Origin of the sequence: Kitasatospora sp. NPDC058218 (assembly GCF_042882445.1) — a bacterium.
Classification (GTDB): Bacteria; Actinomycetota; Actinomycetes; order Streptomycetales; family Streptomycetaceae; genus Kitasatospora.
In genome coordinates, this window is the sequence record NZ_JBHVWC010000095.1 from 10,026 (window position 1) to 31,450 (window position 21,425).

The window sequence follows — 21,425 nt, forward strand, 5'->3', positions numbered from 1 at the left end:
AACCGGGGGCGCTTGGGTGCCGGGCCCGCCCCGCCCCCCACCCGGCCCCCGCCCCCCCCCCCGGCCCGGGCGCCGCCCCCGGGCCGCCCGGCGGGGGGGTTTTTGCGCCCGGGCCGCTCGACCGTGTCTCTTCCCGCTCAGCCCTGGCCGAGGGCCGTGGCGTCGGCGGCGATCAGCTGGGCGCGGTCCGCGGGGACGGACCGGCCCGCCTGGTTCTCGGCCCAGCGGGCGAGCGGCCCGTACTGGCCCTGACCGAGCATCACCGTCAGGGTCGCCACCGCGTTGCGGTCCGCGCCGGAGGTGAGGATCAGCGAGGCCAGCCCGGTGGGCGTCGCGGCCACGGTGAACTCGGTGACCGCCTCGGCCCGGCCGCCCGGACCGGTCGCCTCGGCGCGCAGGGTGTGGCTGCCGAGCGCGAGCCCGGTGGCGTCGAACGCGGCGCCGGGTGCCAGCTCCTGGCCGTCCAGGGTCAGCCGAACCGTCTCCGCCCCGCTCGACTGCACGGCGACGGCCTGCTGCCGCTGGGCCCGGTCCAGCGTGCTGCCGGCGGCCGGCGAGGTGATCGCCACCTTCGGCGCGGCCGGCGGCGCCACGCCGGCGATCTGCAGCCAGGCGGAGTTCCAACCGGCCAGCTCCGACGGCCGGTTGGTGATGATGCCGTCGACACCGGCGGCCTCCAGGGCCTTCCAGCGGGCCGCCGCGTCGACCGTCCAGACGTTGACGGCCACCCCGGCCGCGTGCAGGTCCTTCACCACGCCGATCCGGGCCGACAGCGCGCCGTCGGCCGGGTTGTAGGCCGCCAGGCCGAGCTCCTTCGAGATCGCCACCGGGTCGGCGTCCAGCTCGCTGCGGAGCAGGCCGAGCGGCAGTTCGGGCGCCAGCTCGCGGGTGAAGCGCAGGGCGTCCACCTCGAAGCTCTGCACGAAGACGCGGTTGGTCATGCCGTGGTCGCGGATCTCCTGGACGATCCGCGCCACCTCGTCGCGGCTGTGCCTGCCCTTGATCTCCAGCAGCAGACCGCCGCCACGACCGCGGAGGTCGTCCAACTGGGCGGCCAGGGTCGGCACGCGCGCACCCGCGTAGGCCGGGCCGAACCAGGAGCCGGCGTCCAGAGCGTCGAGCTGCGCGGCCGTCAGGTCACGGATCCGGCCCTTGCCGTTGGTCGTGCGGTCGACGGTGTCGTCGTGCAGGACGTAGGGGACGCCGTCCTTGCTCGGCTGGACGTCGTTCTCGATCCACTCGGCACCGCCGCGGCGGGCGATCTCGTCGGAGACCAGGGTGTTCTCCGGAGCCGCGGAGGAGGCGCCGCGGTGGGCGAACACGGTCAGCGGCGAACCGGCCGGGCGGAGCCAGGCCCCCGGGGCGAGGGCGGTGAGCTTGACGTCGTCGAACGACACCTTCGCGCCGTTCACCACCAGCGCCTGGCCGCCGTCCGCGCTGCGGGCGACCTGGGTGGTGCGCATCACCTCCTTGCCCTCGAAGATCCAGCGGGCGCTGCCGCCGTGCACCTCGACGGCGATCCGCACGTCGCGGCCGGTGCCGGCCGCGGTCGGGGCGGCGGCGGTGTTGGTGACGTTCCACGTGTTGCCGGTGGTGCGCTGGGCGAACTCCAGGCCGTTGGCGGCGGTGGTGCCGGTGCGCATGGTGGCGATGGACCACGGGGTCGAGCCGCTCGCCGGGACGTCCAGACCCAGCGCCGTCCAACGGGCGGCGTCCTGGACGGTGTCGAAGCGGGCGGTGGCCTCGAAGCGGAAGTCGTCGAGGTGGCGGCCGAAGGTGATCCGGCTCTGCTGGCCGGAGTTGGCGGAGACGCCGACCAGACGACCGTTCTCCACCTTCCAGTCGCCCTCGACGGCGTTCCAGCCGGCCGGGAGACCGGCACCGGTGAAGGTCTCGGAGACGACGACCTCACCGGGCGCGGGCGTGGCGGCAGCCGGCCCGCTGCTGGTGGGCGTGGCGGCAAGGGACGTGGAGGCCGCGGGCGCACCGGTCGTGGGCGCGCCGGTCGTGGCGGACACGGCGGCGGGTGCGGTCAGCGCGACGGTGGTGAGGCCGAGAGCGGTGGCGACCACGGCGGCGAGCAGGCCGGCGGGGCGGCCCGTCGGACGACCGACGGCCGGACGGCGGCGTGCGACGCGGCGGCCCCGCCGGCGGGCGGCGGCCGGGTACGTCGTATCGGGGCGAGCGGCGTCCGGCTGGGCGGCGTGGAGGTGGTGACCCTGTGTCATGTTCGCCAGGTTAGGGACGGCGGCCGAACCGGAAACCACAGCTCCGTCAATCGCCCGTGACGATTGACCGTACTCCAACCTGGAATGTCAGATCGCGGGGGCGGCACGGGGCGGCGACGGAGTGCTCCGGCCAGGTCGGGGACCTTGGTCGTGACAAGGTGACCGTCCACCGGCGGGGGGCTCCGCGTTCGTCAGCCGAGCCCGGATCGTGCGGCTCTTTCGTGTGACCTACCAGAGGGTGGACGGACCCGCGAGCACCCAGCCGGCATCGGTGGGCTTGACCCAGAAGCCCAAGGCCACCTCGATCGTCCGCCCGCGGTAGGTGACCTCGACATAGTGATTACTGTCGGTGTGGCCCCAGGCGAAGTCCCCGAGATCGAGTTCACCGAGCCAGGACAAGTCCCGCTCCCACTCGTCGGCAGCACGGCTGCCACTCGTCTCGTCCGCTTCGGCGCTCGCTCCGACCGAGCCGGCCCACAGCGACTCGAGCACGTGCCGAACCGAGGAGTGCTGGACGAGCTGTTCGGCCTCGGGGATCCTCCCGGCGCGGAGGAGGCTGAAGTAGCGGCGAACGACCGCTTCGACGTCGTTCCTGGCAGGATGCTCCGTCCAGATCTTCACCGTCGGAACTGTAGAGGCTGAGTAGCGCGCCGCCGAACGGTTCTCACCGTGGAAATCGCCGGTGCTGGGACTGGAGCCGGCTTCTCGGGCCGGCCGGAGGCACGATCGCGGGCGGGAGATCGTCCCTCAGCAGGAGACAGACCTGCACGGCGGGGAGGGACTTGCCGGAGGTGACGTTACGGCCGGCGCCGATCACCGGGGCGCAGGGGCACCATCGGCCGCCGGGGCACCGGGTCGCCGTCGGGGCGTCAGGTCGTCAGGTCGTCGGGTCGTCGGGGCCGTCGTCCGGGCACAGGAAGCTGAGGCCCGCCAGGGCGCCGGGACCCGTCCCCGCGATCCACATGGGACCGCCGGACCTGGGGTCGACAGAAATATACAGACCGGTCTACTGTTTCCCGCATGGGAGTCAAGGGAGAAGAGACCCGCGCCCGGCTGATCGCCGGGACGCGCAACCTGATCGAGGCACAGGGCTACTTCGGCACCGGCCTCAACCAGATCGTGGCGGAGAGCGGCGCACCGCGCGGCTCGCTCTACTTCCACTTCCCCGAAGGCAAGGACCAACTGGTCGCCGCCGCCCTCGTCCAGGCCGGGCAGGAGATCGAGGAGCTCCTCCGGACGCCGGTCGGACGCGACTCGGGCGCGACGGCACTCGTCGACCGGCTCGTCGAGGTCTTCGCCGCCCGCCTGGAGGAGTCCGACTACACCAAGGGCTGCCCCGTCGCGACCGTCGGCCTGGAGGTGGCGGGCGGCAACGAGGCGCTGCGCCGCGTCTGCGCCGAGGTGTACGGGACTTGGCAACGCGTCCTCAGCGAACGACTGGTCGCCGACGGCTTCGGCCCGGCCGAGGCGGAGACCGCCTCGGGTCAGGCACTCGCCCTGCTCGAAGGTGCGGTACTGCTCGCCCGGGTACGGCACGACCGCCGACCCCTGGAGGACGCCCGGCACGCCGTCCGGCACCTGCTCGGCGCCAAGAAGAAGTGACCGATCCGGCGCCGGCCCGTCACCCCGGACGCAACCCTGCCGCACCGGCGCGCGCCTGACTTCGCGAGCCCACGGGCCCGCTGGGTCGCGGGCCCGGCTCCGCCACTGCACACCGCCCGGCCCACATCCACTCCCCTCCGGTCAACGCATGCCCGATAAATATCCCGACCGGTCTACTTAATTTTGCTTCCCCTCGCTTTCCTCGCCTCCGCTCCACCTTCCATCTCCCCGCTTCCCTCTACACCCAGGCATCGGCCAAAAATATACAGACCGGTCTACTTAAATATGCCGACCAGTCTACCTAGAATGGAGCTCTCCCTCATGCCCACCACCCCCACGCCGCCGCCCCAGCCCAAATCCGAGCCCCAATCCGAGCCCCAGCCCCAGCCGCGCACCCTGGTCCTCGGCGCGACCGGCTTCCTCGGTCGCTGGCTGGTCCTCGAACTCCTCGGCCGCGGCGAGCCGGTGGCCGCCGGCATCCGTGGCGGACGCGGAACCGCACGGGACGAGCAGCTGCGCCGCTGGCTGCACGAGCACGGCGCCGAAGACTCCGCACTGACCACCGTCGCCGCCGACCTCACCCGCCCGGGCCTTGGCCTGACCACATCGGACGAGGCCCGGTTGGCCGACGTCCGCGACGTCCACAACCTCGCCGCCCTCTACCGCTTCGGCCTGGACCGCACCGAGGCGCACGCCGCCAACGTCGACGGCGCCCTGCACGCGCTGCGCTGGGCCGCCGCCCGGCCGGCGCTCCGACGGCTCGTCCACCTCTCCGGCTACCGGGTCGGCCGGAACGCCGCACCGCGTCACCCGCTGCCCGCCGCCGAGACCGACGCGCTCTACCGCCGCCTCGGCGCCTACGAAGCCTCCAAGCAGTTGGGCGACGCCGCCGTCCGCGTCACGGCCGCCCGGCTCGGCGTGCCGCTCACCACGGTCAATCCGAGCAGCGTGATCGGCCACTCGGTCACCGGCGAGGCCGGACAGTACCTCGGCCTGGCCGATCTGATACGCCAACTCGCCCACCGCCGACTTCCGTTGCTCCCCGGTTCGGCACGGACCTTCCTGCCGGTGGTCGCGGTCGACCATCTGGCCCGGTTCCTCGCGGCCGTGCCGGAGTTCGACGAGGGCCCGGCGCACTCCCACGCCGTGCTCGACCCCGCGACACCGCCCCTGCCCGAACTCGTGGCGCTGCTGGCCGAGCACCTCGGAGTGCCCGCGCCGCGCGCGCTCGTCCCGGTCGCCCTGGTCCGCAGGCTGCCCCGCGCCCTGACCGGCGCCGACCGGGAGACGCTCGGCTTCCTCTCCGAGGACGGCTACGACACCGCCTCCGCCGACCGGTTGGCCCGGGCCGCGGGCCTGCGGCACCCGCCCGTCGCCGAGGTGCTGCGGCGCTGGGCCACCCGCCTGGTCGCCGATGGCTTCGGCGAGGTCGGGAACCGCGAGGCCGGGAACGGCGGGGGTGCCGGCAACTCCGGCAGGCGGCGTCGCTGAACAGCGACCGTTCGCCGCCTGGCCGATCGACCTCTGCCGGTCGGCCGGGCGGTTCACCCCGACCCTCGACCGGTCCGACGGACGGTCATCCGCGCCGGCCGGCCAGAGCGCCGGACCCCGGCCGGCCAGAGTGTCGGACCTCGGCCGGCCAGAGTGTCGGACCTCGCTCCGCCGCACGTCACCGAGCACCCCGGCGTCCCCCGGCGGTGCCCCGCCCCAGCCCACACGCTCCCTCACGGATGAGGGTTGATCAGCTCTCTTCGAGGTGCCCGGATGTGTGGGAGAGCCGCGAAGAGGACACCCGTGCACCGACCGTGGGAGGTCGAGGACGGGCCGGGGGAGCTGATCGCCCCGCTGCTGCTCGTGGCCGTCGGCCTCGCGCGGCCTCACATCCGGGACCGCAGCACGTCGACCTCGCAGCCCGGCGAGGACGGGTCGAAGCCGTGCTCGACCAGCCAGCGAACCGCCAACAGGCTTCGCAGCGACCACCACCCGTGAATCACGTCGAGATCGACGTCGCCGCCGTAGCCGGCGATGACGTCGCCGAGGCGCTCCTCGTGTCCGAGGGTCAGGACGGCGAGGTCGAACAGGGCATCTCCCCGGCTCGCCTCGGACCAGTCGATCACGCCGGTGATCTCGTCGCCGTCGACGAACACGTGGGCGACCTGCAGGTCGCCGTGCGTGAACACCGGTGTCCACGGGCGCAGCGCACTCTCGGCGACGCGGCGGTTGCGCGTGACCAGGTCGGCGGGGAGGACGCCGTTCGTGACGAGCCAGGAGCATTCGGCGTCGAGGGCCGACGCGAGCTCGTCTACGCTCCGACCGGGCCAGGGCGGCAGCGGTGCGTCGTGCAGCACCCGTGCGGCGGCACCCGCCGCGGCCCACGCCGCCGGCGACGCGGTCGACGGCTCGCCGAGACGGCCGAGTGCCGTGCCCGGGAGGGCGGCGACCGCGAGCACGGGCGGCTTGCGCCACAGGACCTCCGGGGTCGGGACCGGCGCCATGGCCATCGCCTCGACCTCGACGTCGGTGCGCAGCTGATCAGCATCGATCTTCAGGAACACATCACCGATACGCAGGGTCGCGCGCTCGTTGTGGGCAACGACGACCTCGACCTCTTCCATGCCGACCATTGTCGCGCGGCGGCCGCCGATGTCACCGGGTCGATCGCGGGCGATCGCCCGGCCGACCGCGTCCCGCCCGCCCTGCGTCCTCGTGCCCGCCACCGAGCCCTGGCACACGGCACCGAGTGCCCGACACCGAGTCCACGCCACCGATCACGTCGCCTGACGCAGCACGGAACCCGACTCCGGACTCGGCGCCCAACGTCGGCTTGTGGAGCTTGCGTTCGCCCGTCTGCCCTGGTTTCGTCGGCTGCGGACCCGGTGGGAGGTCCGTGGCGACATCCACGAAGCCTTCCTGCCTCTTGGCCGTGCGCTCATCCATCCGCGGCGGCTTGTTCGTCTCCGTGCTCTGACAGCATCGGCACCCAGTAGCTCATCACCTGGTGCAGACGCCGACGGTGGTCGACGATCCAGTCGTCCGGCAGGGCGAGCGGGACCCGCACGGTGACCATGGACCCGGACTCGTCCTCCACGATCACCTCCGGGCAGTCACGCTCGCCGGTGAGCTGGATGAAGATCGACGGCCCTCTGCTCATCTCCATCCAGCCCACGTCCTCACCGGCGTCGAGCCGGTCCAGTGCGTCGGCCCGCCCATCGACCCGTCCGTCAGCCCCTCCGTCGGCCCGCCCATCGACCCGTCCGTCAGCCCCTCCGTCGGCCCGTCCGTCGGCCCGTCCGTCGGCCCGTCCGTCGGGTGTCCGGGCGGCCTCACCCCACTCCGGCACCCGCCCGCTCGAACCCGAGCAGGCTCCAGCTCACCCCCGGGCGGCCGTGCAGGTCCGTACGACCGGCGCGGGTCAGCAGGTCCAGTCCGTGTTCCCGGGCGAGTGCGACGGTCTCCTCGGCCGAGACGTCGAACATCCGACGGCCGGGCGGGACGGGCCCGTGACGCAGCGAGAGCAGCACCCGGCCGGCGGGCGCGAGCAGCCGGGCGAGCGCCCCCATCGCCAACCGGCGCTCCTGGTCGGCCAGATGCATCCAGACGGCGGTCAACAGGATCAGGTCGAAGCGCTCGCCCGAGGCGCCGAGGACGGCCGCCTCGGGCAGGGCGTCGTCCACCCAGTGAATCTCGCTGGCGGCGTGGATCCGCCGGCCGATCCGGCGCAGCTCCGCCGTGGGCTCCGCCGCGACCACCCGGTGACCGAGGGCCGCCAGGGCGGCCGCGTCCCGACCGGTGCCGGCGCCGATGTCGAGGACGGCGCTCGGCGCCCCGGGGACGAGGTGCAGCAGCTCGCGGTGCACCTCCTCGAAGGTCACCTCCTCGTACTGCACGGCGAGTTGCTCCGCCGCCTCGGCGTACCCCTCGGTGCCGGCCGGTCCGTTCACGTCTCCCCCTGATGCGTCGGGCGGTTCCGGTCAGGCCAGGTCGCCCGCCACCGCCAGGACGATCTTCCCCCGGTTGCCGCGGCGCTCCAACTGCCGGTGCGCGTCGGCGGCCGCCGACAGCGCGAACACCGACTCCACCGGGACCCGGTAGACCCCGGCGGCCACCCGGTCGGCGATCTCCCGCGGGTCGGGGCGCGGGTCGTAGCCGTGGTCCAGCAGGTTGGTGATCTGGAAGCCGTGGATGGAGACGTTCTTCGGGTAGAAGTGCCGGGTGTCGATGACGCTGGGCTCCAAGGCCACGTTGGCGAGCGCGACGACCCGCCCGGCCGGGACCACCGCCAGCTCCGCGTAGAAGCCCGAGCCCGCGGCGGCGTCCATCGCCGGGCCGCGCTGCCCGACCGCCAGCCCGGCCCCCCTCCCCCGGACTGCTCGCTGCTCTTCCTCGACGACTCCCAGGCCCGTCGTCGCCGCTGGTGCTCCATGGACCGCTGCGGCAACCTCGCCAAGATCGCCGGCTACCGCGCCCGCGCCTGAGCCGTTCCCCATCGGGCCCGCCCGGACTCGGGCACGGGTCCGGTCAGGCCTCGCCGGGGTGCCAGGCCGGCCACTCCCAGGGCCGGTCGACCCAGTGGACACGGGTCTCGTCCCGTGGATCGAGGTCAGGGAAGAGCTGGTGAACGCGCGGCTCGAACTCCTCCGGAGCCAGCGGCTCCCAGCCGTGGCCCTCGAAGTGGACCAGGCGGTAGCGGCTGTCGGTACGGAACTCGGCGACCTCGACCAGGGGCTTTGACGTGCTGTTCGTTTCCATGCCCCCAGCATGTGGCGGACCTCCGGCGCCCGCACCCGGGGTACGGCACGCAGCTGTAGGGTCCGCGTTCCAGGGTCCGCTTCCGGACCGCCGTGTCTGGCGGGTGGCCGATTGGACAGGCCGCGTGGAACGGGTCTGTCCAATCGTCGGCGTTCAGGTTCGGCTCGCCGAGGACGTCGGCGGACTGCGGTCGCGGCATGGCAGGATCGCAACGCGCGGAACGTCACTCGATCCAACTACCCGGTCGGGCGGGAAATCCCGGCGTTCCAGTTCAGGGTGTGCCCTCGTCTGCGTGTCCAGGCCGTGGGCAGCCCGGTGGATCCGCGGTCGGAGTCATGCCAAGGAGTGATGGGTTGATGCGTGTCGTACTCTTCCAACCACCGATGTTCAGCCGGGAAGCCCCGGCCGCTTCGCTGGCCGAGGCTCTGGCAGTGCCGCTGCTCCACCTCGGTGATCTCCTGCGTACCCACCTCTCCCGAGGCACCGAGCTGGGGATCCGAGCCGCCAAGATCATCGATTCCGGCAGTCTGTTTCCCGACGAGCTCATCACTGCGGTCGTCCGCGACCGGCTGCACCGAGATGCCCCTGCGGGCTTCCTCCTCGTCGGGCATCCGCACAGCGCCGCCCAGGCGCTCGCTCTGGACGAGCTGCTCCGCGGGCTCGGCCGACCCCTCGACAGCGTGCTGAACCTGCATCTCCCCGAGGTGGAGGTCGAGCGCCACGTTCGCCGTCTGGCGGGCCGTCGCCTCTGCCGCGACAACCGGTCCCACGTCTTCGAGCCACCGGTGGATCATCTCCTCGTCGATGACGTCTGCAATGTCTGCGGCGGTGAGCTCTACCGACGCGGGGTCGACAGCGAGGCCATCGTCCGCAGTCGGTTCAGGTCCCACGAAGCGCTGCTGGCGCCCATCGCCCGGCACTACGCGCGGCAGGGGCTCCTCGTCACGGTCGACTCTGTCGGCACGTCCGACGAGATAGCCGGGCGCGCGCTCGCTGCGCTCCGGGAGCGCAGCCCCCGAGCCTCCTCGGGGTCGGCGACGTCTTGAGCCCGGCCGACGAGGCTCGGACACGGTCCTCGGGCACACACTCGGAGGACACGAGCGCGAAACCTTGAAGCCCTGCAGGCCACGGCGATGTTGCCGGACACCGAACTCGGCACCCACAGCGGCGTACGGCCGGGAACGGACTGCGGCACAGAACCCTCTTCCGGGTCATGTCCCGGCGCCGGTGTGCTCGTTGAGTACGGCGAACAGGTCGGCGATCGGTCGCCGACAGGCTCGGTACCCGGGCCGCCGCCGCGTCACGGCCGGACCACCGGAGCACCGGTCCGAGGGGCCAGGAGTCCGGGAGTCCAGGAGTCCGACGAGGGCGCGGCGCGGCAATGGTTCGGCAGCAGGAGGACGAGGGCATGAGCGGGCAACGCGTGGACGGGCAGTGGCAGTGGCCGACGCAGGCATGGGAGCCGCCACCGGTGCCCGTCGCACCACCGGCAGCGCCCGTACCACCACCGCCCGCCGCCCAGGCCCGACGCACGTCCCGTCGGGCCTGGGCGGCCGCGGCCGCCGGGATCGTCGCCGTACTGGCGTCCGTCCTGGTGATGTGCGGGCCGGGGTCGGGCGACGAGCTGTCCGCCGTGGTGGCGTTCCCCGGGGCGTCGCCGTCCCCGTCACCCGCGCCGTCGGTGCCCTCCGTCCCCGATCTGCTGCCGGTACCGGCGCTGCCGACCGCTGACCCGGCCCCCTCTCCGGAGGCGGCTCCGGCCACGGAGAGTCAGGCCGTGCCCGGGGCGTCACCCGGGGCCGAGCGGGCGGGGGTGGACGGCGAGTCGGCGGCGGCGCACTCCGCCGACGCCCGGCCGAGGCCGAACCGGACGCCCCGCCCGGCACCGGCCCGCAGCCCGCAGGCCCCCGGGGCCACGGTGCCGCCCCCGGCACCCTCGCCCGCCGGGGGCACGGACCCGGGCGGAGCGGCGCCGGGTGGGCCGGCCCCGGCCGGCGGGGGCTCGATCTGCGACCGGGCCGAGCGCTTCGGCCGCTGGCCGGCCGGCTCGGAGCAGGCACGGCTCTGCCACAGCATCTACGGGTGACCGGCCGTCCCCGTCGGCGCCGAGCCCGCCCTCACCCCGTCGGCAGCAGCCCCTGGTCCAGCCGGGGCGCCAGCACCCTGGCCAGCGTGTCGGTGATGTGCCCGGCGTCCCGGTAGAGCACCACGCCCTCCAGTACCGCCGGGCAGTCCGGCCCGGTCCCGGGGCAGAGCAGCGGTCCGAGGTCCAGCACCCGTACGCGGTAGCGCTCGGCGAGCCCGCCGTCGACCAGCGGGTCCTGCTCGAAGGCCGTCTCCCGGGGGAAGAAGCAGGCGTCCGAGCGGCCGTCCGAGGCGGCCAGGCAGGTCGGGATGTCCTTGCCGGGCATCGGCGTGTCCGCCAGGTAGGCGAGCGGCGCGCCGACGGCCGAGAGGCGGTCCAACGTGCGGTTCCAGCCCTCGGCGCGCTCCGGCTGACTGCCGTACCGGTTGAGGCCGGCCATCACGATCAGACGCGGCCCGGGGCCGGTCGCCAGCCGGGTGAGGGTGTTCTCGCGCCAGCGGTCGCACTCGTCGAAGGTCCGGCCGAGGACGTTGTTGCGCACGGTCAGGGTGGCCAGCGGGCAGCCCGGCTTGACCAGCACCTCCAGGGCCCAGTTCCGCTGCTCGGCCAGGGCCAGCGCGGCCGAGATCCACTGGCCCGCGTGCGAGTCGCCGACCAGCACGATCCGGTCGGGGCTGTTCTCGGCGCCGAACAGGCAGCGCGGGCTGCTGTCGGCGCCGAGCGGGATCTCGCAGCCGCGGCCGGGCGGGAAGTCCTCGCGGGCCCGGGCCAGCGAGGGCGTCAGGCTCAGGACGCGGCTGCCGGGGGCCAGCAGGGCGGGGCCGTCGACCGCGCCGGCCGGGACGGCGACGGGGCCTTCGGTGTCGCCGAGTGCCCGGACGGTCCCGCCGCCCAGGACCAGCCCGGCGATCAGCGGGATCACCAGTGCGCTGGCCCCGACCGCCAGGCCCCGGCGCGGTGCCGGGCTGCTGCCGAAGCGCAGCGGCTGCTCGACCAGCCGCATGGTCAGCCAGGCCGGCAGGGCACTCGCGGCGGTGAGCGCGACCAGGGTGGTCCACGGCAGGGCGCCGTAGCGGGCCTGGGCGATGGTCAGCACCGGCCAGTGCCAGAGGTACCACGCGTAGGAGAGCCGGCCGGCGGCGCGCAGCGGGCGGGCGGCGAGCAGCCGGCCCACGTCGGTGGCGCCGAGCGCGCGGTGCGCCGGGCCGGCGAGCAGCACGGCGGCGGTACCGAGCACGGGCAGCAGGGCGGCGCTCCCGGGGTAGGGGGTGTTGCGGTCGTAGTGGAGGACCGCGACCAGGACCGCCGCCGCACCGACCCAGCCGAGCAGGCGCAGCGCCCGGCCGACCGGTCGTCCGGAGCGGCCGGCACGCGGCAGCCACCGGGCCAGGGTCGAGCCGAGCATGGCGGCGCAGGCCCCGGCGGCGAACTCCCAGAGCCGGCTGGCGGTGGAGAAGTAGCCGAGCGGCGCGGAGCCGGCCGTCCAGCGGATGCAGAGCAGCAGCGAGACGCCACCGATCGCCGTGGTCGCGACGGCGATCGCGGCGGTGCGCCGGCGCCCCGTCAGGTAGCGGGCGAGGCCGAGCAGCAGCACGCCCCACAGCAGGTAGAACTGGTTCTCCACGCCGAGCGACCAGAAGTGCTGGAGCGGGCTCGGGTCGCGTTCGGCGCCGAGGTAGTCGGTCTGCTGGCCGACGAACCGCCAGTTGGCGAACTGGCCGGCGGACGCGATCAGGTCGCGGGCCAGGTCGGTACCGCGCAGCGGGTCGAGCAGCGCGCCGCCGGCGAGCGCGGTGGCGACCAGGACGACGGCGGCGGCGGGCAGGATGCGGCGGGCCCGGCGCGCGGCGAAGTCCCGCAGGCCGATCGGCCGGGCCAGCAGCAGACCGGTGATCAGGAATCCGGAGATGACGAAGAAGACGTCGACGCCGACGTAGCCGCCGGTGAAGGCCGGCACGGCGGAGTGGAAGGCCAGGACGGCGAGCACGGCGACGCCGCGCAGTCCCTCGATGTCGGGGCGGAAGGCCGCCCGCTTGCGGGGCTCGCCGGTCGCGGTCAGCTGCCCGAGGTCGGTCGCCCGTTCGGAACGGGCGGCTGCCACGACGACGGCGTCGTCGGTCACGGCCTCGGCGGCAGCAACGGCGACGGCGGGATCCGGCGCGGGCGCAATGGCAGCGACAGGGACGGCAACGGTGGCGGGCGCGACGGGCCCGGCTCCAGGAACAGGCAGGGGTACGGCGCGCGACGGTTCGGCGCTCGGTGGTACGGCCGTTGACACGGCGGGGCTCCTTGCAGTGCTGGCAGCGGTCGTTCGGGACCACCGGGCCGATGGGGCGGCCGGGCGGTGGGGTCCGCGCCGGTGGGGCGACGCGCAAGGAAAGCCGCGGGAAGGCGGCAGGAAGGGGCGGGGACGCGGCAGGGACGCGCGGAACGGGGTGGCACGGGGTGGAACGAAGGCCGAGCGGGTCGATCAGGTGTCAGCGGAGCAGCGGGTCGGCCCAGCCGGAGGCCAGCAGGCCGCAGAGCAGCAGTACCGCGGTGACGGCGACCGCCTCGGCCTGCCCGAAGCGCAGGTCGGCGGGGCGGTCGGCGGCCGGCCGGCCGGCGGTGGCCGACTCCAGGGCCGCCCGGGCGGGGGTGTGCCGGGCGGGCGCGGCGACGTCGGCACCCTTGCCGCCGCGCAGCAGGGGCCAGAGGGAGCGGACGAGCGGGATCATCGTGTGCGCGGTGAGCCCGAGCAGCCCGATCAGTGCCCAGTACGGCTGCCAGCCGTGCAGCGCGACGGCCCGGGCGAGGCCCACGGCACCGGCGATGACGACGAGGCCGAGCCAGCCGACCCCGATCCGGGCGACCGTGCGGGCCAGCGAACTGCCGCCGGAGACGGCGCCGGTGGGCACCCAGTCGGCGCTGCGGCGGCGCAGCGCGTGCGCGATGGCGACCACGTGGCAGAGCCCGCCCAGGAGTTGGACCCGGGTGACCTCGAAGCGCCAGCGGGTGCGGGACATCGCGGGCAGCAGGACCAGGGCGACCCAGATCGGCGGCAGGAACGGCAGGACCTGCCAGGGTTCGATCTCGTCGGGTGCGAAGAACAGCATGATCAGGGCCGGCAGCGGGATGGCGAAGACGTTCACCGCGCTGGTGAGGTAGCCGAGGATGCCGTTCCAGAAGCAGAGCCGGGCCGAGCGGCTGAGCGGCCCGCTGCGGAAGCCGGGGTCGCCGACCAGGGCGAGCGAACCGAGGCACCAGCGGTACTGCTGGCTGATGAAGGCGGGCAGGCCGGTGGGCGACATGCCCTTGGCGACCAGCGCGGGGACGTAGCGGGTGGTCCACCCGGCGCGGGCCAGCGAGAGGCCGGTGTAGAGGTCCTCGCTGTGGTCGATCTCGGCGAAGCCGCCGACCCGCTCCAGCGCGGCACGGCGGTAGAGCGCGTTGGTGCCGCAGCAGACGGTGCCGTCCTGGGCGTCCCGGGAGGGCTGGATCCAGCGGTAGAAGATCTCCTGGGTCGCTCCGGCGGCCCGCTCCAGCCACGACATGTCCGGGTCGGTGTCGAAGCACTGGGGGCTCTGCACGATGCCGACCTCGGGGGTGTCGAGGTAGGGCGCCAGGTGCCGCAGGAAGTCCGGGCGCGGGCAGAAGTCGGCGTCGAGGACGGCGATGATGTCGCCGTTGCCCTCGGCCAGGCCGTGGTTGAGGTTGCCGGCCTTCTTGAACCGGCCCCGGTCGGGCCGGGCCCGGTACTGGAAGCCGTAGGACTCGGCGAGTTCGCGCACCTCGGGGCGGGCGGCGTCGTCCAGGACGAGGACGGTCAGCTCGCCCGGCCAGCGGACGGCGGCGGTGTGGCGGTACGCGTTGTCCAGGACGGCCAGTGGCTCGCCGGCGGTCGGCAGCAGCAGATCGACGCCGGGGTACCGGGCGGGCTGCCAGGCGCGCAGCAGCAGGTCGTGCGAGTCACGGGTGAACCGGCGCGCGCGCTGGCCGTCGGCGAGGGAGAGCACCCAGGTGACGGCGTTGAGGACGGTCAGCACCAGGAAGGGCCAGAGCAGCGGCCGGCTGAGCGCGAAGAGGCCGAGCGTGACGGTCGCACCGGTGTAGGAGAGGGTGGCGCAGAGCAGCACCCAGCGGCGCTGCGGGCCGAAGTACCAGTAGAGCTCCTGGTCGTCGGGTGGGCTGGGCAGGCGCAGCGATTCGTCCGCGGGTGTGCGGCGCGGACCGGTATCGGATGCGGGCATGGCGGTGCCATGGAGTACGGGCATGCGGAGATGGCCCCCCTGGGCTCGGACGGAACGTGGCCGTTCGTCCGTCAGCCTCTCACATTGGCCTAGACCAATCATGAACGAGGTATGACATCTCCACATCGCCGCAGGTCAGGACTCTGACTTTGCGTCATCGCCCTGATGAATCGTCACCATTACTGTTCGGTAAGGTCCTTCACCAGCTTCTCGAACCGCAGGTCGGGGCGGCGCGGGATGCCGAAGCGCTCGTCGCCGTAGGGGAAGGGCGAGTGGATGCCGGTGCGGTGGAAGCCCCGGCGCTCGTACCAGGCGATCAGGTCGGCACGCTGCTCGATCACCGTCATCTCCAGCTCGACGGCGCCCCACTCCTGCCCCGCGATCCGCGCGGCCTCCGCCAGCACGGCCCGCCCGACGCCGCCGCCCTGCCGGCCGGGGCTCACCGAGAACATCCCGAAGTAGGCCGTCCGGCCCCGGCGTTCGAGCTGGCAGCAGGCGAGCAGCTCGCCGGCCCGCTCGACCAGCAGCACCACACCGTCCGGGTGGGTGACGGCGGCGGTGACGCCCTCGGCATCGGTGCGCTGGCCGTCCAGCAGGTCGGCCTCGGTGGTCCAGCCGGCCCGGCTGGCGTCGCCGCGGTAGGCGGACTCGACGAGGGCGAGCAGCGCGGGCACGTCGGCCACGGTCGCGGTACGGAAGACGAGGCCGTCCGTCTCGGGCCGGGCGGTGTCTGGAGTGGTCGCGGGCACGGTGGTCCTCTTCTCTACGGTGGGGCGGCGGCCGTTCGGGTGCCGACTCCCGCATCGTGCCACAGCGCCGCCCCGCCCCCGCGGCGGCTCCGGCCGCGACCGGCGGCGCCCGCGCGTCACCCGCGCGCCCGGCGCAGGGCGGCACGGGCCGCGTTGGCACCGCACATCCCGTGGACCCCGGCACCCGGCGGGGTCGCGGCCGAGCAGAGGAAGACCCCGGGAACGCCCGTGTCGTACGGGTGCAGCGCGGCCCTCGGACGCAGCACCGTCTGGACGGGGTCGTTGGCGCCGGTGCCGATGTCCCCGCCGACGTAGTTGGGGTTGCCGCGCTCCAGTTCCCGGGGCGCCGTGGCGACGGAGGCGAGGATCCGCTCGCGGAACCCGGGCGCGAAGCGCTCGATCCCGGCGACGAGCAGGTCCTGCGCGTCGCCGGACCAGCCGTGCGGCACGTGCGCGTACGCATGGACGGGGTGGACGTCGCCGGCCGAGCGGCCGGGGTCGGCGAGGTACTGCTGGGCCACCACCAGGAACGGCCGCCGCGGCATCCTCCCCCGGGCCACCTCCCGTTCGGCGAAGGCCACCTCCTCCAGCGTGCCGCCGACGTGGACGGTGCCGGCCCGGCGGCAGTGCGCGTTGCGCCACGGGATGCCGCCCGCCACGGCGAAGTCCACCTTGAAGGCCGCCGGTCCGTGCCGGTACCGCAGGTACGCGCGCCGGACGGACCGGGGCAGCGCGGAGCCGCAGATCGCCGCGGCCGCGCCGGGGGCCACGTCGAGCAGGATGATCGGGCACGGGCGCAGCTCGGCCAGCGAGGCCACCCGCACCCCGGTCTCGATGCGGCCGCCCAGCTCGCGCAGCCGCCCGGCCAGGGCCGCCGTGATCGCCCCCGAGCCGCCCTCGGCGACCGGCCAGCCGCCGTGGTGCGCGGCGGCGACCAGCAGCAGGCCGGCCGCGGAGGTCAGCGGCCGGTCCAGGGGCTGGAAGCTGTGCGCCGCGGCCCCGGCGAACAGGGCGCGGGCCCGTTCGGTGCGCCAGCGGCGGGCGAGGACGGTCGCCGGCCACAGCGCCCGGGCGCCGAACCGGGCGAGCAGCAGGGGGTGCGCGGGCACCCGGACGAGCGGGCGCATGACGTCCTCGGCCAGCTCGTCGAAGCCGTCGGCCAGGGGGGCGAAGAGGCGCAGCCACGCCGGCCCGTCCTGCTCCAGGGTGCGTGCGGTGACCCGCGCGGACCGGACGGCGGTGGCCGCGTCGCCGCCGGCCAGGGGGTGGGCCAGGTCGACCTCGGGCAGGCGCCAGCGCAGGCCGTGCCGGGCGAGGTCGGCGGAGCGCAGGAACGGCGAGGCCACGCCGAAGGGGTGCACGGCGGAGCAGTGGTCGTGCAGCAGGCCGGGGAGGGTGACCTCCCCGCTCGTGGCGCCGCCGCCGATCCGCGGGCCGGCCTCCAGGACGGTCACGGCGAGACCGCGTTCGGCCAGGGTCACGGCGGCGGCGAGGCCGTTGGGGCCGGAGCCGACCACGATCGCGTCGCTCATTCCGGGCCTCCCGTCGGTGCGCCGCCCTCTGTCCCCGGTCCGCGGCCCTGCGGCAGGCGGGCCCACGATGCCAGCGTGGCGGACGGCCCGGCCCGGCGCACGTCCTGGGGCCCGCCCGCACCGGCCCCCGCGCCACGGTGCCGCGCCCACCTGAGCGGTACCTCCACGAGGTGACCGGGACACCTGGCCGCCCTGGCGAGGACATGGCTAATCTGCTCCCGTCCGGGTCAACTCCCGGGCACCAAAGGCCCCATGGGCCATAACCGGACCAGAGGAGTGTTCATGCACAGCACTTCCCGCTCCGCCCGCCCCACCGGTACCGCCGCACCCTCGAAAACCCGCCGCCTGCCCGTCCTGGCCGCACTCGCCGCAGCGGTCGCACTGGTCACCGGCGTGACCGCGCCGGCCTACGCGGCCGAGCCCGCACCCGCACCGACCGCCGGCGAGCAGGCCCCCGGCGGGCAGGCCGACAGCGTCGAGCAGGGCGACCGGCACCTCCCCGCCATCCACCCCGAGCTCGACTTCGCCGGCTCCACCGTCGCCGCCCACGAGGGAAGAGGGAGCACCGCGGGCATCCTCGCCCTCGCCGCCACCCAGACCCCCGGGCTGGACGTCTCCAGCTACCAGGGCAACGTCAACTGGGCCTCGGTGAAGGCGAACGGCGCCCGATTCGCCTACGTCAAGGCCACCGAGGGCACCACCTACACCAACCCGTACTTCGCCCAGCAGTACAACGGCTCCTACAGCGCCGGCCTGATCCGCGGCGCCTACCACTTCGCCCTGCCGGACCGCTCCTCGGGCTCGGCCCAGGCCACCTGGTTCGTGAACCACGGCGGCGGCTGGTCCCGCGACGGCAAGACCCTGCCGCCCGCCCTCGACATCGAGTACAACCCCTACGGCGCCACCTGCTACGGCCTCAGCCAGAGCGCCATGGTCAGCTGGATCCGCTCCTTCAGCGACACCGTCCACTCCCGCACCGGGCGCTACCCGACGATCTACACCACCACCAACTGGTGGTCCCAGTGCACCGGCAACAACGGCGGCTTCGGCACCACCAACCCGCTCTGGATAGCCCGCTACGCCTCCTCCGTCGGCACCCTCCCGAACGGCTGGGGCTACCAGACCTTCTGGCAGTACGCGGACTCCGGCACGTTCCCCGGTGACCAGAACCTCTTCAACGGCGCCTACGACCGCCTCCAGGCCCTCGCCAACGGCTGACCGTGACGGGTGATGGTGTCGCCGGCGGATCCGGCCCGTCGGCCGGCCGAGGCTCGGGCCGTCCGGTGCGGGATTCCCCGGCCGTCGGCGACACCATCACGCACGCGGTCGCACGGGCGGCGCCGACGTCGCGGGAGCCATCGGCATTTTGCTCGGCCTTTCCCCGGGGCGACGCCCGGTCCGAGCCCGGCCGCGGCACCGGAGCCGCACCGGCAGGGCTGCCGGAGCCCGGGCGGAAGACCCCTCCACACGCCCCCCGGGCCGGTCGTGACCTGCGGCGCGGCCGGTTCGGCCCGGGCAGCCGGCGGGCGGTCCGCGATGACCCGGTGCGGGGAGGCCGCCGGGCTCCTGGATAATGATCGCCTCGTCGTCGGCACGAATCGAACACACTCTTCATCGAAACCGACGTGAACGAGACATCACCTTCCCGAGGAGATCAACTGTGTCCATCCGACGCCGCGTCGGCCTGGCCGTCGCCGTCGCGAGTACCGCGGTCACCGGCGCCGTACTGCCGACGACCGCCCATGCCGACTCCGGCGTGCTGTACGTCAACAACGCCCCCGGTGCCAACTGCTCGGACACCGGCACGGGCACGGCCGCACAGCCGTACTGCACCATCCAGGCCGCCGCCGACGCGGCGCAGCCGGGTCAGACCGTCCAGATCGCACCGGGCTACGGCTACCCGGAGCAGGTCACGGTCAAGCGGTCCGGGCTCGCCGGCCGGCCGATCACCTTCAACGGTGAACTGGTCTACAACTCCGCGACCACCCCCGTGGGCGTGCGGTCCTGGAGTGCGAACGCGCAGCCCGCCCCGCACGGCTTCGTCCTCGCGGGCGTGCACGACGTCACGGTGACGGGTCTGCAGATCGGCGGCCCGCAGGAGGGCGTGCTCGTCCAGGACTCCGAGCGGATCGTTCTCGACCGCATCGACGTGACCGCCGGCAACCCCGTCCACAACGGCGTCCGCGCGTACCCCGACGCGACCCCGGGCGTCCGGATCACCGGCAGCAGCTCGGCGGTCACGGTGAGCCGCAGCATCATCACCGGCGTGGGCACGGCCGGCGTGGCCGTCGACCGCGGCGTCACCGGGGCCGTCGTCACCACCAACGAGGTGAGCGGCAACCCCGCCGAGGGTGTGGTGATCACCGACGCCCCGGGCACCGTGGTGGTCGCCAACACCTTCGCGAAGAACTGCGGGGCCGACCTGTCGCTGGCCGGGAACTCCTCGGGCGCGACGATCGAGAACAACGTCATCTCCAAGCTCCCGGCCTTCGCCTGCGCGGGAGGCTTCCAGTCGCCGTTCGCCCCCCTGACGGTCTCGGCCGGTTCGACCGCCGGCACCAAGGCGGACTACAACGTCGTCGCGCCCGCCATCGGCGGGTCCGGCTACTCCTGGGGCGGGACGACCTACGCCAACCCGTACGAGTTCAAGGCCACCGGCCAGGGCGCGCACGACAACGGATTCGACCCGAAGCTGGGCACCGAAAGCAGCGTGGCGACGTCGTCGGGCGTCCCGAACCTGACCCCGCCCGCCGCCCAGGGCGTGACGGACGCGGCCGACGCGTCGGCCCCCGGCATGCTGGACACCGATGCCTACGGCCGCCCGCGCGTCGACCACCCGAAGGTCGGCAACAGCGGTACCGGGAGCGGCTTCGTCGACCGTGGCGCGGTCGAACTCCAGGAGACCATGGCCGTCTCGACCTGGACGACGCCGTACCCGATGGCCGGGCACCCGCTGAAGGCCCGGATCGGCTACTCCTACACGGGCGGCTGGGCGCCGGCCGGCGCCATGATGGACTTCGGCGACGGCAGCTACCAGGTGCGGGCCCCGCTCGGAACCGCCTCCTTCGACCACGACTACCCGGACGCCGGCGTCTACACGGTGACGCTCACCGCGACCAGCGAGACCGGCCTCACCCGTACCTCGACCGCCAAGGTGAACATCGCCCCGGTCGGCGCCCTGCGGGTGAGCCCCACGGTCGGTCAGGACAACCCCACCGTCGCCCGGATCAAGGTCACGGACCAGACCGACAGCCCCTGGCCGGTGAACCGCTACCAGGTCGACTTCGGCGACGGCTCCGCCCCGGTGGTGACCGACGGCTCGGCCCCGCCGAACGGCCTGACCCACGACTACGGTGTCGCCGGTACCTACACCGTGACCGAGACCGTCACCGACGACCACGGCCGCTCCGCGAGCGCGTCGGTGCAGCGCTTCGTCTCCGGCCCCCAGACGGGCACGCCGTTCACGGGGTACTTCGCCGGCCCCACCAGCCACCTCGGCCTCTTCGACAACGGGCGGTGGGCGCTGTCCACCCAGAAGGTGTCGGCCAAGCCCGGCACGATCCGGCAGTTCGGTGACCCGGGCGACATCCCGGTGGTCGGCGGGTGGGACAACGCCTGCCAGTGCCGGCTGGGCATCTACCGCCCGAGCACCGGCACCTTCGCCCTGCAGCACGCCGACACGTCCGTCTCCGCGGTGCAGTTCGGCGACCCGGGCGACCTCCCCGCGGTCGGCGCGTGGGACGCCAACGGGCACGACCAGCTGGGCATCTACCGCCCGAGCACCGGCACCCTGGCGGTCCGGCACGACGACGGCTCGGTGACCACGATGCGCTTCGGCGACGCCGGCGACATCCCGGTGGTGGGCGACTGGGACGGCGTGCGCCACGCCCAGTTCGGGCTGTTCCGCCCCGGTCGCAACGCCGGCGACCCGAACCTGTTCGTCCTGCGTCACGACGACGGCAGCGTCTCGACCGCCTCCTACGGCGTCAAGGGCGACCTCCCCGTGGTCGGCGACTGGCTGGGCAAGGGCCGGACGACCTTCGGCGTGTTCCGTCCGACCGCCGGTCTGTTCAGCCTGAGCAACGCCTACGCGGGCCAGGCCGACGTTTCGTTCTCGATCTACGCCTGACGCGGCGGCCGAAGGGCCCGGGCGGGGGGGTGAGCGGGCCCCGGGCCGGCGGGGGGGGGTGACCCCGCCGCCCGGGGTACCGCGGTGGCGGGGTTGACCCAGGGGGGGGCTTTGGGGCGAG

General features: G+C 74.1%; 18 protein-coding genes. 7 read left to right on the forward strand and 11 right to left on the reverse strand.

What is annotated here, in order from left to right:
• Positions 1–137: 137 nt before the first annotated feature.
• Together ACFVYI_RS39310 and ACFVYI_RS39315 are read right to left on the reverse strand one after the other, a co-directional pair.
• A complete protein-coding gene (locus tag ACFVYI_RS39310; RefSeq protein ID WP_387894499.1) occupies positions 138–2,228 on the reverse strand; it encodes a glycerophosphodiester phosphodiesterase family protein in 2,091 nt (696 codons plus the stop codon).
• Between the two features lie 228 nt (positions 2,229–2,456).
• Positions 2,457–2,849 (reverse strand): hypothetical protein, encoded by a 393-nt coding sequence (locus ACFVYI_RS39315; protein WP_387894501.1) that lies wholly within the window; start codon positions 2,847–2,849, stop codon positions 2,457–2,459.
• A gap of 399 nt (positions 2,850–3,248) precedes the next feature.
• On the opposite strand from ACFVYI_RS39315, the gene ACFVYI_RS39320 reads away from it, so the two are divergent.
• The gene (locus tag ACFVYI_RS39320) at positions 3,249–3,830 is read left to right on the forward strand and encodes a TetR/AcrR family transcriptional regulator (protein WP_387894503.1); all 582 of its coding nucleotides are present in this window, start codon (positions 3,249–3,251) and stop codon (positions 3,828–3,830) included.
• Positions 3,831–4,136: 306 nt separating this feature from the next.
• A complete protein-coding gene (locus tag ACFVYI_RS39325; RefSeq protein ID WP_387894505.1) occupies positions 4,137–5,321 on the forward strand; it encodes an SDR family oxidoreductase in 1,185 nt (394 codons plus the stop codon).
• A gap of 386 nt (positions 5,322–5,707) precedes the next feature.
• Here the strand turns inward: ACFVYI_RS39325 and ACFVYI_RS39330 are convergent, their stop codons facing one another.
• The 4 genes from ACFVYI_RS39330 to ACFVYI_RS39345 all read right to left on the reverse strand — a co-directional run bounded on the left by ACFVYI_RS39330 (position 5,708) and on the right by ACFVYI_RS39345 (position 8,149).
• On the reverse strand, positions 5,708–6,445 hold the full coding sequence (locus tag ACFVYI_RS39330) for an aminoglycoside phosphotransferase family protein (protein WP_387894507.1): 738 nt from the start codon (positions 6,443–6,445) through the stop codon (positions 5,708–5,710).
• A gap of 314 nt (positions 6,446–6,759) precedes the next feature.
• Positions 6,760–7,170: a DUF5959 family protein gene (locus tag ACFVYI_RS39335; RefSeq protein WP_387894508.1), complete on the reverse strand. Its 411-nt coding sequence runs from the start codon at positions 7,168–7,170 to the stop codon at positions 6,760–6,762.
• Positions 7,154–7,771: a class I SAM-dependent methyltransferase gene (locus ACFVYI_RS39340; RefSeq protein ID WP_387894509.1), complete on the reverse strand. Its 618-nt coding sequence runs from the start codon at positions 7,769–7,771 to the stop codon at positions 7,154–7,156. Before ACFVYI_RS39340 ends, ACFVYI_RS39335 begins: the two co-directional genes overlap by 17 nt.
• A 30-nt stretch (positions 7,772–7,801) precedes the next feature.
• On the reverse strand, positions 7,802–8,149 hold the full coding sequence (locus ACFVYI_RS39345) for a zinc-binding dehydrogenase (protein WP_387894510.1): 348 nt from the start codon (positions 8,147–8,149) through the stop codon (positions 7,802–7,804).
• Here ACFVYI_RS39345 and ACFVYI_RS39350 point away from each other — a divergent pair.
• Positions 8,036–8,305 (forward strand): CGNR zinc finger domain-containing protein, encoded by a 270-nt coding sequence (locus ACFVYI_RS39350; protein WP_387894512.1) that lies wholly within the window; start codon positions 8,036–8,038, stop codon positions 8,303–8,305. The two genes, ACFVYI_RS39345 and ACFVYI_RS39350, sit on opposite strands and share 114 nt — an antisense overlap.
• 43 nt (positions 8,306–8,348) lie before the next feature.
• On the opposite strand, the gene ACFVYI_RS39355 is transcribed toward ACFVYI_RS39350, so the two are convergent.
• Positions 8,349–8,579, reverse strand: coding sequence for a hypothetical protein (locus ACFVYI_RS39355; RefSeq protein ID WP_387894513.1), 231 nt, complete (start codon positions 8,577–8,579; stop codon positions 8,349–8,351).
• A 356-nt stretch (positions 8,580–8,935) separates the two neighbouring features.
• Here ACFVYI_RS39355 and ACFVYI_RS39360 point away from each other — a divergent pair, with 356 nt between their 5' ends.
• On the forward strand, positions 8,936–9,625 hold the full coding sequence (locus ACFVYI_RS39360) for an adenylate kinase family protein (protein WP_387894514.1): 690 nt from the start codon (positions 8,936–8,938) through the stop codon (positions 9,623–9,625).
• Positions 9,626–9,987: 362 nt separating this feature from the next.
• Positions 9,988–10,665 carry a hypothetical protein gene (locus ACFVYI_RS39365; RefSeq protein ID WP_387894516.1) on the forward strand — a complete coding sequence of 226 codons (678 nt, stop codon included), beginning with the start codon at positions 9,988–9,990 and terminating at the stop codon, positions 10,663–10,665.
• A 31-nt stretch (positions 10,666–10,696) separates the two neighbouring features.
• Here ACFVYI_RS39365 and ACFVYI_RS39370 read toward each other — a convergent pair whose 3' ends face one another.
• The 4 genes from ACFVYI_RS39370 to ACFVYI_RS39385 all read right to left on the reverse strand — a co-directional run bounded on the left by ACFVYI_RS39370 (position 10,697) and on the right by ACFVYI_RS39385 (position 17,175).
• Positions 10,697–12,787 carry an acyltransferase family protein gene (locus tag ACFVYI_RS39370; protein WP_387894518.1) on the reverse strand — a complete coding sequence of 697 codons (2,091 nt, stop codon included), beginning with the start codon at positions 12,785–12,787 and terminating at the stop codon, positions 10,697–10,699.
• A gap of 355 nt (positions 12,788–13,142) precedes the next feature.
• Positions 13,143–14,894: a glycosyltransferase family 2 protein gene (locus ACFVYI_RS39375; protein ID WP_387894519.1), complete on the reverse strand. Its 1,752-nt coding sequence runs from the start codon at positions 14,892–14,894 to the stop codon at positions 13,143–13,145.
• Between the two features lie 179 nt (positions 14,895–15,073).
• The gene (locus ACFVYI_RS39380) at positions 15,074–15,643 is read right to left on the reverse strand and encodes a GNAT family N-acetyltransferase (protein WP_387894520.1); all 570 of its coding nucleotides are present in this window, start codon (positions 15,641–15,643) and stop codon (positions 15,074–15,076) included.
• Between the two features lie 116 nt (positions 15,644–15,759).
• The gene (locus tag ACFVYI_RS39385) at positions 15,760–17,175 is read right to left on the reverse strand and encodes a phytoene desaturase family protein (protein WP_387894522.1); all 1,416 of its coding nucleotides are present in this window, start codon (positions 17,173–17,175) and stop codon (positions 15,760–15,762) included.
• Between the two features lie 282 nt (positions 17,176–17,457).
• Here ACFVYI_RS39385 and ACFVYI_RS39390 point away from each other — a divergent pair, with 282 nt between their 5' ends.
• Entirely contained in the window at positions 17,458–18,393 is a 936-nt protein-coding gene (locus tag ACFVYI_RS39390) for a lysozyme (RefSeq protein WP_387894524.1), read from the forward strand.
• A 442-nt stretch (positions 18,394–18,835) separates the two neighbouring features.
• Entirely contained in the window at positions 18,836–21,304 is a 2,469-nt protein-coding gene (locus ACFVYI_RS39395) for a PKD domain-containing protein (RefSeq protein ID WP_387894526.1), read from the forward strand.
• Positions 21,305–21,425: the final 121 nt, after the last annotated feature.